11 protein-coding genes are annotated in these 13,034 nt (G+C 68.5%); 6 read left to right on the top strand and 5 right to left on the bottom strand.

Annotated elements, in window-relative coordinates; translation table 11 throughout:
- Positions 1-278: 278 nt before the first annotated feature.
- Positions 279-983, top strand: coding sequence for a tetratricopeptide repeat protein (locus tag ACZ5MJ_RS17585; protein WP_464221079.1), 705 nt, complete (start codon positions 279-281; stop codon positions 981-983).
- A 102-nt stretch (positions 984-1,085) separates the two neighbouring features.
- Here the strand turns inward: ACZ5MJ_RS17585 and gatB are convergent, their stop codons facing one another.
- The 5 genes from gatB to gatC all read right to left on the bottom strand — a co-directional run bounded on the left by gatB (position 1,086) and on the right by gatC (position 6,136).
- The gene (gatB, locus tag ACZ5MJ_RS17580) at positions 1,086-2,543 is read right to left on the bottom strand and encodes an Asp-tRNA(Asn)/Glu-tRNA(Gln) amidotransferase subunit GatB (protein WP_464221077.1); all 1,458 of its coding nucleotides are present in this window, start codon (positions 2,541-2,543) and stop codon (positions 1,086-1,088) included.
- Positions 2,544-2,634: 91 nt separating this feature from the next.
- A complete protein-coding gene (locus ACZ5MJ_RS17575) occupies positions 2,635-3,735 on the bottom strand; it encodes a dienelactone hydrolase family protein (protein ID WP_464221075.1) in 1,101 nt (366 codons plus the stop codon).
- Positions 3,736-3,752: 17 nt separating this feature from the next.
- On the bottom strand, positions 3,753-4,232 hold the full coding sequence (locus ACZ5MJ_RS17570) for a hypothetical protein (RefSeq protein WP_464221074.1): 480 nt from the start codon (positions 4,230-4,232) through the stop codon (positions 3,753-3,755).
- 2 nt (positions 4,233-4,234) lie between these two features.
- Complete coding sequence (gene gatA / locus ACZ5MJ_RS17565) at positions 4,235-5,740, bottom strand: Asp-tRNA(Asn)/Glu-tRNA(Gln) amidotransferase subunit GatA (protein ID WP_464221073.1); 1,506 nt, start codon at positions 5,738-5,740, stop codon at positions 4,235-4,237.
- Positions 5,741-5,836: 96 nt separating this feature from the next.
- Complete coding sequence (gene gatC / locus ACZ5MJ_RS17560; RefSeq protein WP_464221072.1) at positions 5,837-6,136, bottom strand: Asp-tRNA(Asn)/Glu-tRNA(Gln) amidotransferase subunit GatC; 300 nt, start codon at positions 6,134-6,136, stop codon at positions 5,837-5,839.
- Between the two features lie 625 nt (positions 6,137-6,761).
- Here gatC and ACZ5MJ_RS17555 point away from each other — a divergent pair.
- The 5 genes from ACZ5MJ_RS17555 to rodA all read left to right on the top strand — a co-directional run bounded on the left by ACZ5MJ_RS17555 (position 6,762) and on the right by rodA (position 12,974).
- Positions 6,762-7,805: a rod shape-determining protein gene (locus tag ACZ5MJ_RS17555; protein ID WP_008648066.1), complete on the top strand. Its 1,044-nt coding sequence runs from the start codon at positions 6,762-6,764 to the stop codon at positions 7,803-7,805.
- A 196-nt stretch (positions 7,806-8,001) separates the two neighbouring features.
- Positions 8,002-8,964 carry a rod shape-determining protein MreC gene (gene mreC, locus ACZ5MJ_RS17550; protein ID WP_464221067.1) on the top strand — a complete coding sequence of 321 codons (963 nt, stop codon included), beginning with the start codon at positions 8,002-8,004 and terminating at the stop codon, positions 8,962-8,964.
- Positions 8,961-9,473, top strand: a complete 513-nt coding sequence (gene mreD / locus ACZ5MJ_RS17545) for a rod shape-determining protein MreD (protein ID WP_115212027.1) — start codon at positions 8,961-8,963, stop codon at positions 9,471-9,473. Before mreC ends, mreD begins: the two co-directional genes overlap by 4 nt.
- Positions 9,474-9,513: 40 nt before the next feature.
- Entirely contained in the window at positions 9,514-11,820 is a 2,307-nt protein-coding gene (gene mrdA, locus ACZ5MJ_RS17540) for a penicillin-binding protein 2 (protein ID WP_464221065.1), read from the top strand.
- Positions 11,821-11,831: 11 nt separating this feature from the next.
- Positions 11,832-12,974 carry a rod shape-determining protein RodA gene (gene rodA, locus ACZ5MJ_RS17535; RefSeq protein WP_464221063.1) on the top strand — a complete coding sequence of 381 codons (1,143 nt, stop codon included), beginning with the start codon at positions 11,832-11,834 and terminating at the stop codon, positions 12,972-12,974.
- Positions 12,975-13,034: the final 60 nt, after the last annotated feature.

Below are 13,034 nucleotides of genomic sequence, written 5' to 3'. Positions count from 1 at the left end.
CACGACGTGCAGGCGAACCAGGGCGCAATGCAAAGCCTTGTTACGATTACGCCATCTGATCAGCGAAGATTCCATGGCAGTGGAAGACGCGCCCGACGCGCACCCGCGCCCCAAGTGGATCTGGGGTTCTGATTTCATCCGCACAACGAATGATCGATTGCCGGATTGTTGGCGATTGATTATTCCCGTGGATAAAACTCGGATTCCGCGCGTGCCTACCGGCGCCCGGTCCTGACTCCTACACTGGAAGCAGGAAGGCGCCGCGCCCGGAGTCCGCCATGTCGATTGCCCGTCCCCCGATTGCCGCCTTGCTGGCCGGCGCCACTGCCGCATGGCTGCTATGCATGCAGCCGGCTGCCTCCGCGCCGCAGCCGCCTGCCCCCGCCCAGGCACAGACCCGTGATGCGGTCGCCGCCTATGAAGCGGGCAACTTCGACCAGGCGCTGCGCGGCTTTGCCAATGCCGCGAAGCAAGGCAACCGCCTGGCGCAATTCAACTACGCGATGATGCTGCTGCGCGGCGAGGGCACCGCCGCCCGTCCGCAGGAGGCACTGGTCTGGCTGAAGAAAGCGGCCGACAACCAGATGACGCATGCCCAGTACACCTGGGGCGATCTCTACGAGCGCGGCGAACTGGTGCCGAAGTCGCTGGAGGAGGCGAACCGCTGGTATGCGCTGGCCGCGCAGGGCGGACATGTGCAGGCGCAGATGGCGCTGGCGACAAACTATTTCACCGGCCGCGGCGTGCCGCGCGACTATGGCCAGGCGTTTACCTGGTACAGCCGTGCGGCGAGTGCCGGCGACGGCGGCGCGCAATATATCGTCGGCAGCTACTACGAGCACGGCGAGCCCGGCGTGGTGGACCAGGATATCGAGCAGGCCAAGATCTGGTATGCGCGCTCGGCCGCGCATGGGGATCCGGGCGCGCTGGCGAAGCTGCGGTCGTTGCTGGAGGAGTCGTTGCGGAGTAAGGCGGGGAGGTGAGGTGCGCTGCGTGTCAGCAGGGCGCCAGGTCGTTGCTGACTGGGCGCTCCCGCTCCCGCAAGCGGGAGAGGGGAGCAAATCAGCGGTCTGCAGAGTTTGGGCTCAGCCCAGCTTCTTCTTCAGCAGCTCATTCACCTGCGCCGGGTTGGCCTTGCCCTTGGTCGCCTTCATCGCCTGACCGACCAGCGCGTTGAATGCCTTCTCCTTGCCCGAGCGGAATTCCTCGACAGACTTGGCGTTCGCGGCCAGCACGTCGTCGATGATCTTCTCCAGCTCGCCGCTGTCGGACATCTGCTTCAGGCCCCTGGCGTCGATGATGGCGTCGGCGTCGCCGCCGTGCTCGCCCGCCCACATCGCCGGGAACACGTCCTTCTTGGCGGTGTTGTTCGACACCGTGCCGTCGGCGATGCGCGTGAGCAGCTTTGCCAGTTGCGCCGGCGTGACCGGTGCGGCGTCGATGGCGATGCCTTCGCGGTTCAGCTGCGAGGCCACGTCGCCCATCAGCCAGTTGGCCGCGGGCTTGGCGTTGGCGGCGCCGGCGCCGGCCACCACGGCTTCGTAGTACGCGGCGAAGGCCTTGGTGGCGGTCAGCGTGGTGGCGTCATACGCCGACAGTCCGTATTGCGAGACAAAGCGTGCCTGCATCGCGGCCGGCAGCTCCGGCAGTTCGCCGCGCACGCGCTCGACCCAGCCGGGCTCGATTTCCAGCGGCATCAGGTCCGGATCGGGGAAGTAGCGGTAGTCGTGTGCGTCTTCCTTGGTGCGCATGGCGCGCGTTTCGCCCGTATCCGGATCGAACAGCACGGTGGCCTGCTGGATCTTGCGGCCGTCCTCGATCTCGGCGATCTGCCACTGCACTTCGTAGTCGATGGCCTGCTGCAGGAAGCGGAACGAGTTCAGGTTCTTGATCTCGCGGCGGGTGCCGAATTCCTTCTGGCCGAGCGGGCGCACCGACACGTTGGCGTCGCAGCGGAAGCTGCCTTCCTGCATGTTGCCGTCGCAGATGCCCAGCCACACCACCAGCGAGTGCAGCGCCTTGGCATAGGCCACGGCTTCGGCGGCGCTGCGCATGTCGGGCTCGGTGACGATTTCCAGCAGCGGGGTGCCGGCGCGGTTCAGGTCGATGCCGGTCATGCCGGCAAAGTCCTCGTGCAGCGACTTGCCCGCGTCTTCTTCCAGGTGGGCACGCGTCAGGTTGACGGTCTTTTCGTAGGACTCGCCCTGCTTGCCTTCGACCTGGATGGTGATGGTGCCGCCCTGTACCACCGGGATCTCATACTGGCTGATCTGGTAGCCCTTGGGCAGGTCGGGGTAGAAGTAGTTCTTGCGCGCAAAGATGCTGCGCGGCGCGATGGTGGCGCCGATCGCCAGGCCGAACTGGATGGCGCGCTCGACCGCGCCCTTGTTGAGCACCGGCAGCACGCCCGGCAGCGCCAGGTCCACCGGCGAGGCCTGCGTGTTGGCCTCGGCCCCGAAGGCGGTCGAGGTGCCGGAAAAAATCTTGGAGGCCGTCGAGAGCTGCGCGTGCGTTTCGAGGCCGATCACCACTTCCCATTGCATGGCGGTATTCCTGTTCGGTTCTTTCGGTGTTGTCTGTTGCGAGGGAGCGGCAGCGCCGCTCCGGGGTTCTGTCTGGCCTGGCCTCTTGCCGTCACGGGTCGGGGCTGGCAAGCCAGGAATCGAGCTGGGCCAGCGCGGCCACGCGGGCCACGGCGTCGCCGCCGACGGTGACGCCCTGGGCCCTGCGCATGCCGGCGGGCACGTCGCGGCGGATATGCAGCTCGCTGGTGCCGTCAAAGCCGTGATAGGCGCCCGGGTAGATCTCAAGCCGGAAGCGCGCGTCCGGCTGGCGCGCCTGCACCGCGCTCTGCAGCATGGCGCAGCGGGTCGCGGGCGTCCAGTCGTCGGCGCCGCCGATCAGCAGCAGCAGCGGCGCGCGCAGGCGGAAGTTGTGCTGCTGCACGGCGCGCTTGCAGCCCGGGTAGAACGCCACCGCGCGCTCCACCCGGGGCGTGCCGGCCGGCCACGGGCGGCTGGCGTCGACGGTGGCGAGCACCGCCTGCGCGCCGTTGGACCAGCCCAGCAGCACGATGCGCGCGGTGTCGACCGCGGGCTGCTGCGCCACCCAGCGCAGCGCGGCCAGCGTATCGGCGCGGCGCGCGCGGTCGTCGATGGCGCGCGTGTCGATGGGATCGGTGCAGATGCCCTGGGGCCTGCCGCGCGCGCTGAAGCTGTCCGGCATCAGCACGGCATAGCCGCGTTCAGTCAGCCAGTGCGCGTATTCGCGGTAGCGTTGCTGCAGCAGCGCGGAAACGTCTGCCTTGTCGGTTGCCGCGGCGCCTGAGGTACCGGGCCTGCCTTCGCGCGCGGGGCGCGTGGACAGCAGCCCGCCGCAGCCGTGCAAGGCCACCACCACGGGCAGCGCGCGCGGGGTGGAGCCTTCGCGCGGCAGGAACCAGTAGGCGGTCAGCGCGGGCGTGGCCGCATCGCCGCGCAGCTCGACGCGCTGCGCGGGCACGGCTGCCGTGCCCGCGAATGCCGGCGCCGCCCGGCTCACCGCATTCGGCGCCAGCACGCCGGCCGGCGTCTGCGGCACCGGCGACTCCAGCGCGGGGGCGGACAGGTCCGGCGTATGCGCGGCCGCGCCGGCCAGCCACGCGCCCAGACCCAGTGCCAGCGCGGCGCGCAGCATCGCCACGGCCGCACGGGCGGCGCGCGGAGGGTGTTGCGGGGCGGCGGGTGTCTGGGTCATGGCCGGCTTCGATGGCTTCAGCGGGTGCGCGCGCAGGCGCCGGTGCCCGGCTCGAACATCACGGGCCAGGCTTCTTCATAGATGCCGGGGGTGCAGCGCTGCTGGCAGTTGGCGTGCGCCAGCGTGACGCGGCGCGGGTCCTGCCAGACCATCAGCTTGCAGGCGCTGCCGTCATTGGCTCGCAGCTCGATATGCGGTGTCTTCTGGACCTGCCGGAAGTCCGCCAGGTTGAAGCTGCACGAGCCGCGCTTGCCCACCCACAGCTTCCACGACAGCTGCTGCACGCTGTTGTTCGACACGCGCAGCTGGGCGTCCTCGCGGAAGCCGTCTTCCTCGGTGCGGCGGCAGTCGCCGGCCAGGTCGATATTGCGGCTGGCGATCGGCGCGGGGGGCGCGGGCCGCCCCGGCACGCCCGGCAGCGGGATGCAGCCGGCCATCGCCGCGGCAAGCGCGGCCGCGGCCATCAGGCGCAGAGTCAGCGAGGGGCGTGCGGTCATGGTCAGTCCTTGGCGGGACGGCGCAGGTGCCAGTCGGTCGCCTGCTGGAACGCGTGCGCGGTCTGCAGCAGGCGCGCTTCGTCGAAGTAGTTGCCGATCAGCTGCAGGCCCACCGGCATGCCGGCTTCGCCAAAGCCGCACGGCACGCTCATGCCGGGCAGGCCGGCCAGGCTGGTGGACAGGGTGAAGATGTCGGCCAGGTACATCTGCAGCGGGTCCGAGGTCTTCTCGCCCAGCTTCCATGCCACCGTCGGCGCCACCGGCCCCATGATCACGTCGCACTGGGCGAAGGCGCGCTGGAAGTCGTCGGCGATGATGCGGCGGATCTTCTGCGCCTGCAGGTAGTAGGCGTCGTAGTAGCCGTGCGACAGCACGTAGGTGCCGACCATGATGCGGCGCTTGACCTCGGCGCCGAAGCCTTCGGCGCGGCTCTTCTTGTACATGTCGAGCAGGTCGCGGTATTCGGCCGCGCGGTGGCCGTAGCGCACGCCGTCAAAGCGCGACAGGTTGGACGAGGCCTCGGCCGGCGCGATCACGTAGTACACCGGGATCGACAGCTCGGTCTTGGGCAGCGTCACCTCGACCAGCGTGGCGCCCAGCTTTTCATACTCGGCCAGCGCGGCGCGCACGGCCTGCTCGACATCGGCCGCGAGGCCCTTGCCGAAGTATTCCTTCGGCAGGCCGATGCGCAGCCCGGCAAGCGGGCGCTCGGCGCTGGCGCCGGCGCGGGGCTGGCCCAGCAGGCGGGTGTAGTCCTCGTCCACGCCGCCCTGCGCGGGCGGGATGCTGGTGGAGTCCCTGGGGTCGAAACCGGCCATGGTGTTGAGCAGCAGCGCGCAGTCTTCGGCGCTATGGGCCATCGGGCCGCCCTGGTCCAGCGACGAGGCGAAGGCGATCATGCCGTAGCGCGACACGCGGCCGTAGGTCGGCTTGATGCCGGTGATGCCCGAGAACGACGACGGCTGGCGGATCGAGCCGCCGGTGTCTGTACCGGTAGCGGCCGGTGCCAGGCCAGCGGCCACGGCCGCGGCCGAGCCGCCCGACGAACCGCCGGGCACGCGGCTGGTGTCCCAGGGATTGCGCACCGGGCCGAAATGCGAGTTCTCGTTGGACGAGCCCATCGCGAACTCGTCCATATTGGTCTTGCCCAGCGTGACCATGCCGGCCGCGGCCATGCGCTCGACCACGGTGGCGTCGAACGGGCTTTCATAGTTGCCCAGCATCTTCGAGCCGGCGGTGGCGCGCCAGCCGCGCGTGACGAACACGTCCTTGTGCGCGATCGGCACGCCAGTCAGCGGCGCGGCCTCGCCACGCGCGCGGCGTTCGTCGGCGGCGCGCGCCTGGGCCAGGGTCCGCTCGGCATCGACGTGGATAAAGGCGTTGAGCGCGGCGGCCTGCTCGATGCGGGCCAGGTACTCGCGCGCGAGTTCCTCGGCGGAGACGGAGCGCGCGGCCAGGGCGTCGGCAAGCTGGCGCAGGGAGGTCACGGAATCAGCGGAAAAGGGCATGACAGTCGGTTGGCATCAGGGGTGTTGTACTGGCGGGCGGCCGGCGGCGGACGGCAGTGCGGGTGTCGGGTGCGTGGCGTCCGTGCCGGGCGATGGTCATTCGATGACCTTGGGCACCAGGTACAGGCCGTCTTCGGTGGCCGGCGCGGGGCGCTGGTAGTCGGCGCGGCGGTCGGTTTCGGTGACCACGTCCTCGCGCAGGCGCTGGATCATGTCGCGCACGGCCGACAGCGGGTGGGCCAGCGGCTCGATGCCGGTGGTGTCGACCGCCTGCATCTGCTCGACCAGCGAGAAAAAGTTGTTCAGCTGCGCAAGCGTCTGGGCGGCCTCGTCATCGCTGGTTTCGATGCGGGCCAGGTGGGCGATGCGCTTGACGTCGGATAGGTCGAGGGCCATGGCGTGGTGGTTCGATGCTCGGATGCGGAGGGCGCGGGCTGCGCCGGCGGCTGGCTCATGGGGCGGCTGCGTCGCACTGCCCGTGGCCTGACCGGGGGCGCCGGAGTGGCGCCCCGGAGTCGTCGGAATTACAGGTATTTTCAGGCCGTAAACGCCCGAAGCAGCAGGAATTATAAGGTATCATTGCGTGTTACCGACCTTTGGCAACGCCTACGCCACATGGCCGCGGAACGGCTCCCGCGCCGGGCCGCAACGTGGTCCCTGGCCGGCGCATCCGCGCCAGGCATCCGAAGGCGCCCGAAGGGCAAACCTGGGTCCTCTGATTAGGCCTTGCCGCCGGCCAGCACATGTTGGATCACATTCGACATGAGGCGCCGGTGCCTGCACATTTCCGCGAACTTTTTCGCGGGGTCTAATCAAAGGTTCCCGTAGGGCCGGCGCGCACGGTGCGCCGGCGGTGCCGTTCCCACTCCATCCCCGGCCCGGGCAGCCCCCGTGCCGGATGGCGGGCGGACCGGGATGCCGAGAACCATTCCGTATTCAACACAACGTATTTCGTGGCCGGACCGCCCGCGGTGCCGGTCGCTTCGCCTACCCGCGAACACCATCACAGACAGGATTCCTGATGTTCGGATTTCTCCGCAGCTATTTCTCCAACGACCTGGCGATCGACCTCGGCACCGCCAACACCCTGATCTACATGCGCGACAAGGGCATCGTGCTGGACGAGCCCTCGGTGGTTGCGATCCGCCAGGAAGGCGGCCCCAATGCCAAGAAGACCATCACGGCGGTGGGCAAGGAAGCCAAGCAGATGCTGGGCAAGGTGCCGGGCAATATCGAGGCGATCCGCCCGATGAAGGACGGCGTGATCGCCGACTTCACCGTGACTGAGCAGATGCTCAAGCAGTTCATCAAGATGGTGCACGACAGCAAGCTGCTGCGCCCGAGCCCGCGCATCATCATCTGCGTGCCGTGCGGCTCGACCCAGGTCGAGCGCCGCGCCATCCGTGAATCGGCGCTGGGCGCCGGCGCCAGCCAGGTGTACCTGATCGAGGAGCCGATGTCGGCCGCGATCGGCGCCGGCCTGCCGGTGTCGGAGCCGTCGGGCTCGATGGTGGTGGATATCGGCGGCGGCACCACCGAGGTGGGCATCATTTCGCTGGGCGGCATGGTCTACAAGGGTTCGGTGCGCGTGGGCGGCGACAAGTTCGATGAGGCCATCGTCAACTACATCCGCCGCAACTACGGCATGCTGATCGGCGAACAGACCGCCGAAGCCATCAAGAAGGAAATCGGCTCGGCCTTCCCGGGCTCCGAAGTCCGCGAGATGGAAGTCAAGGGCCGCAACCTGTCCGAAGGCATCCCGCGCGCCTTCACGGTGTCGTCCAATGAAATCCTGGAAGCCCTGACCGATCCGCTGAACCAGATCGTGTCGGCGGTGAAGATCGCGCTGGAACAGACCCCGCCCGAACTGGGCGCGGACATCGCCGAGCGCGGCATGATGCTGACCGGCGGCGGCGCGCTGCTGCGCGACCTGGACCGCCTGCTGGCCGAGGAAACCGGCCTGCCGGTGCTGGTGGCCGAAGACCCGCTGACCTGCGTGGTGCGCGGCTCCGGCATGGCGCTGGAACGCATGGACAAGCTCGGCAGCATCTTCTCCTACGAGTAAGAAGGACGCTCACGTGGCGATGCGCGGCCTGCCGGATCGATCGATCAGGGCGGCGTCGCGGCGCCTCATCCGCCGGGGCCAGGCCCCGGCAGCCCCCGCCGCCCGGCCGTGCCGCGCCCATCCCTGCACAGGATGTGGGCGCGGCACGGCGGGCGGCGGGCCGTTTCCGCGTGGGCTCCGGCTTTTGTTCGGGTAAATGGATTACTCCCCTCCGCCGCTCTTCAAGCAAGGCACCTCGGCTGTCGCCAGGCTGGTCCTGTACGTGGGTATCGCGCTGGCGCTGCTGGTGGTCGACGCCCGCTTCAACGCGCTCAGCGTGGGCCGGCAGGTTGCCGCCACCGTGCTGATGCCGGTCGAGCGCCTGGTGCTGACGCCGCGCGACGCGATGCGCACCATGTTCGACTATGCGCAGTCGTCGGCGACGCTCGCCACCGAAAACCGCGAACTGCGCCAGAACGCCGTGCAGCAGGCCCAGGCCTCGGTGCGCCAGGCGCAGCTCGAGTCCGAGAACAACCAGCTGCGCAAGCTGCTCGGGCTGGCGCAGCAGTCGGCCACGCCGGTCACGGCCGCCGAGATCCTCTATGACGCGCGCGATCCCTACAGCCAGCGCATCGTGATCGACAAGGGCAGCCAGCACGGCCTGCGCGCCGGCTACCCGGTGATCGACGAGCGCGGTGTGGTGGGGCAGGTCACGCGCGTGTCGCCGTTCCAGTCCGAGGTGACGCTCCTGACCGACAAGGACCAGGCGATTCCGGTGCAGGTGGTGCGCAACGGCCTGCGCAGCGTGGCCTTCGGCGGCGCGCGCGCGGGCCAGCTGGACCTGCGCTTCATGGCCGCCGCCGCCGACCTGCAGCAGGGCGACCTGCTGGTGACCTCGGGCCTGGACGGCACCTACCCGCCGGGCCTGCCGGTGGCGAAGATCGTCCAGATCGAGCGCAAGGCCGATACCGCGTTCTCGCGCGTCTATTGCGAGCCGGTGGCCGGCGTGCGCTCGCACCGCCAGTTGCTGGTGGTGCGCTACGACGCGGCCATCCCCGCGCGCGAAACGGTCGAGGCCAAGCCGGAAGCGCCGGCCAGGGGCGCCAGGTCCGCCGCGGCGCGCGCTGCCGCCGACAGCGCGGCGGCAGCCAAGGCCGCGCCCGCCAAGGAGGAACCGTGACCAATCCCCAATACCTGCTGCGGCCGGTCAATCCCGCCTTTATCGCCTTCAGCTTCGTGCTGGCGTTCCTGTTCAACCTGATGCCCTGGGGCACCACGCTGTGGATTCCCGACATGGTGGCGCTGGTGCTGGTGTTCTGGAACATCCACCAGCCGCGCAAGGTGGGCATGGGCGTGGCGTTCCTGCTGGGCCTGCTGATGGACGTGCACGATGCCCGGCTGCTGGGCGAGCACGCGTTGGCCTACACGCTGCTGGCCTACTTTGCCATCACCATCCACCGCCGCGTGCTGTGGTTCACCGTCTACACCCAGGCGCTGCACGTGCTGCCGCTGCTGTTCATTGCGCACGCGGTGCCGGTGCTGATCCGGCTGGCCATGGGCGCGCCGCTGCCGGGCTGGCCGCTGCTGCTGGCGCCTGCGATCGAGGCGCTCTTGTGGCCGCTGGCCACCAGCCTGCTGCTGGCGCCGCAGCGCCGCTCGAACGATGTCGACGAGACCCGTCCGATCTGACGCCGCACCTAAACGCTAATCTCCGGGCCCAAGCAGTACCATGACCGAAATCCGCAACGTCGAACTGGAAATCGGCCGCTTCCGCATCCGCGTGGCGGCTGCCGCCTTGTTCACGGTGATCTGCTTTGGCCTGCTGTTCTCGCGCTTCCTGTGGCTGCAGTGGTACAAGCACGACCAGTACTCGGCCAAGGCCGAGGACAACCGCATCTCGGTGGCGCCGATCGAGCCCAACCGCGGCATCATCATGGACCGCAACGGGATCGTGCTGGCGCGCAACTATTCGGCGTACACGCTGGAGGTCACGCCGTCCAAGCTGACCGATACGCTGGACAACACCATCGAGGGCCTGGCCGGGCTGGTCGACATCCAGCCGCGCGACCGGCGCCGCTTCAAGCGGCTGATGGAAGAGTCGCGCAGCTTTGAAAGCCTGCCGATCCGCAGCCAGCTGACCGACGAGGAAGTGGCGCGCTTTTCCGCGCAGCGCTTCCGCTTCCCGGGCGTGGACGTGCGCGCGCGGCTGTTCCGCCAGTACCCGCTGGGCGAGTCGGCCTCGCACGTGATCGGCTACCTGGGCCGCATCTCGCAGCGCGACCAGGAACGCATCGAGGCCATGGACGAGGCCAACGACGCCGAGGGCGTCAAGTACGACCCGCGCAAGGATGCCGACAACTACAAGGGCACCAACTACATCGGCAAGATCGGCCTGGAGCAGAGCTACGAGAGCGAGCTGCACGGCCTGACCGGCTTCGAGGAAGTGGAAGTCAGCGCGGGCGGGCGCCCGATCCGCACGCTGTCCACCTCGCCCGCCACGCCCGGCAACAACCTGATCCTGTCGCTCGACATCCGCCTGCAGCAGCTGGCCGAGGCGCTCTACGGCGACCGCCGCGGCGCGCTGGTGGCGATCGAGCCGTCCACCGGCGACATCCTGGCCTTTGTCTCCAAGCCGACCTACGACCCCAACCTGTTCGTGGAAGGCATTGACACCAATACCTGGAACGAGCTCAACAACTCGCCCGACAAGCCGCTGCTGAACCGGCCCCTGCGGGGCACCTATCCGCCGGGCTCGACCTACAAGCCGTTCATGGCGCTGGCGGCGCTGACCACCGGCAAGCGCACCGCCAACTGGGGCATGCACGACCCCGGCTTCTTCACGCTGGGCAACCATACCTTCCGCGACGACAAGCCGGGCGGGCACGGCTGGGTCGACATGCACAGCTCGATCGTGCAGTCGTGCGACACCTACTACTACGCGCTGGCGCGCGACATGGGCGTCAACGGCATCCATGACTTCATGAAGCCGCTGGGCTTCGGCCAGATCACCGGCATCGACATCGAGGGCGAAAGCCGCGGCATCCTGCCGTCCACCGAATGGAAGCGCCGCGCATACCGCAAGCCCGAGCAGCAGAAGTGGTACGACGGCGAGACCATTTCGCTGGGCATCGGCCAGGGCTACAACAGCTTCACCATCCTGCAGCTGGCGCAGGCCACCTCGGTCATCGTCAACAACGGCAGCGTGATGAAGCCCCACCTGGTCAAGGCCGTGGAAGACGCGGTCACGCGCAAGCGCACGCTGACGGTGCCCAAGGAAAGCTATCGCATCCCGCTCAAGCAGGCCGATATCGACGTGATCAAGCGCGCCATGGTGGCGGTAACGCACTCCGGCACGGCCGCGCGCGCATTTGCCGGGGCTGCCTATGAATCGGCGGGCAAGACCGGCACGGCGCAGACCTACAGCCTGGGCAAGGGCGAGAAGTACAACCACCACGCGCTGGACGAGCGCAAGCGCGACCACTCGCTGTACACGGCCTTCGCGCCCGCGGACAACCCAAAGATCGCGATCGCGCTGATCGTCGAGAACGCCGGCTTCGGCGCGGCGGTGGCCGCGCCGATCGCGCGCAAGGTGATGGATTACTACCTGACCGGCAAATGGCCAGAGGAACTGGAAGCCATCGCGCCGCCGCAAGCCGAGCGCATGGCGGGCAAGCCACCGGTGGATACGCCGAGCGTGTTCACCACCGGCCAGACCGCCAGCATCGCCAGCGCCACGGTGATGTCGGGCGGCAGCGCGCCGGCCAGCGGTGCTGCCGCCAGCGCAGTCGCCGCGGCGTCTGGCGCGCATGCCGCGGCGTCTGACGCCATCGCGGCAGCGCTGGACCCGGCCGCGATCGCGCCGGCCTCGGCCGTGCAGACGCTGGATGAACGCATGCTGCAGGCGCTGGGCCACAGCAAGCCGCAGACGCCGTCTTCGCCCGCCAAGCCGGTCGCGCCGGCCAAGGCGCCCGCGCCCAAACCACGCGTCAAGCCCGTGGCTGCCAAGGCAGCCAGCGGCGCCGACGCCACTCGCTGAAGGAGACGCGCATGGATCGACGCCGCGTCCTGTCATTCATCAAGACCGCGCTGAGCGGTTTTGACAAGCCACTCTCGCTGATCGTCTTCCTGTTGTTCGCCACCGGCATCGTGGCGCTGTACTCGGCCGCCATCGACATGCCGGGCCGGGTCGAGGACCAGCTGCGCAACATCCTGCTGTCCTACGTGGTGATGCTGGTGATCGCCTACCTGCCCACGCAGACGCTGATGCGGGTGGCGGTGCCCATGTACACGGTCGGGGTGGCGCTGCTGATCGCGGTGGCCATGTTCGGCCTGATCCGCAAGGGCGCGCGCCGCTGGCTCTATGTCGGCATGGTGATCCAGCCGTCCGAGATCATGAAGATCTCGATGCCGCTGATGCTGGCCTGGTACTTCCAGAAGCGAGAGGGCGTGATCAAGTGGTTCGACTTTGTCGTGGCGCTGCTGCTGCTGCTGCTCCCGGTCGGCCTGATCGCCAAGCAGCCCGACCTGGGCACCGCGCTGCTGGTGATGGCCGCGGGGGTCTACGTGATCTACTTCGCGGGCCTGACGTGGAGGCTGATCCTGCCGCTGCTGGGGCTGCTGGTGGTGGCGGTCACGCTGCTGATCACGTTCCAGAACGATATCTGCGCGCCGGGCGTGACCTGGCCCGTGCTGCACGATTACCAGCAGCACCGCGTGTGCACGCTGCTGGACCCGACCACCGATCCGCTGGGCAAGGGCTTCCACACGATCCAGTCGATCATCGCGATCGGCTCCGGCGGGGTGCAGGGCAAGGGCTGGCTCAAGGGCACGCAGACGCACCTGGAGTTTATCCCGGAAAAGCACACCGACTTTATCTTCGCCGTGTACTCGGAAGAGTTCGGCCTGTTCGGCAACGCCTTGCTGCTGGTGCTGTACCTGCTGCTGATCTTCCGCGGCCTGTTTATCGCGGCCAATGCGCCGACGCTGTTCTCGCGGCTGCTGGCGGGGTCGATCACGCTGATCTTCTTTACCTATGCCTTCGTCAACATGGGCATGGTCAGCGGCATCCTGCCGGTGGTGGGCGTGCCGCTGCCGCTGATGAGCTATGGCGGCACCGCGCTGGTGACGCTGGGTGCCGGCATCGGCATCCTGATGAGCATTTCGCGGCAGAAGCGGCTGATCCAGACGTAGCGCGGCACGCGTAAAAAGGGGGCCACGGCAGTGCCGTCGGCCCCCTTTGCTAAACTGCCA

The sequence above is a fragment of the Cupriavidus sp. LA-1 genome, from assembly GCF_055385985.1.
Note: the sequence above shows the minus strand (reverse complement) of the source record. Positions and strands in the feature narration are given on the sequence as shown.

What these genes read in the sequence shown, in the direction of transcription:
- ACZ5MJ_RS17585 (WP_464221079.1), top strand. Translation starts at nt 279, where the DNA reads ATGTCGATTGCCCGTCCCCCGATTGCCGCCTTGCTGGCCGGCGCCACT.
- rodA (WP_464221063.1), top strand. Translation starts at nt 11,832, where the DNA reads ATGGATCGACGCCGCGTCCTGTCATTCATCAAGACCGCGCTGAGCGGT.
- mrdA (WP_464221065.1), top strand. Translation starts at nt 9,514, where the DNA reads ATGACCGAAATCCGCAACGTCGAACTGGAAATCGGCCGCTTCCGCATC.
- ACZ5MJ_RS17570 (WP_464221074.1), bottom strand. Translation starts at nt 4,232, where the DNA reads ATGACCGCACGCCCCTCGCTGACTCTGCGCCTGATGGCCGCGGCCGCG.
- gatC (WP_464221072.1), bottom strand. Translation starts at nt 6,136, where the DNA reads ATGGCCCTCGACCTATCCGACGTCAAGCGCATCGCCCACCTGGCCCGC.
- gatA (WP_464221073.1), bottom strand. Translation starts at nt 5,740, where the DNA reads ATGCCCTTTTCCGCTGATTCCGTGACCTCCCTGCGCCAGCTTGCCGAC.
- mreC (WP_464221067.1), top strand. Translation starts at nt 8,002, where the DNA reads ATGGATTACTCCCCTCCGCCGCTCTTCAAGCAAGGCACCTCGGCTGTC.
- ACZ5MJ_RS17555 (WP_008648066.1), top strand. Translation starts at nt 6,762, where the DNA reads ATGTTCGGATTTCTCCGCAGCTATTTCTCCAACGACCTGGCGATCGAC.
- ACZ5MJ_RS17575 (WP_464221075.1), bottom strand. Translation starts at nt 3,735, where the DNA reads ATGACCCAGACACCCGCCGCCCCGCAACACCCTCCGCGCGCCGCCCGT.
- gatB (WP_464221077.1), bottom strand. Translation starts at nt 2,543, where the DNA reads ATGCAATGGGAAGTGGTGATCGGCCTCGAAACGCACGCGCAGCTCTCG.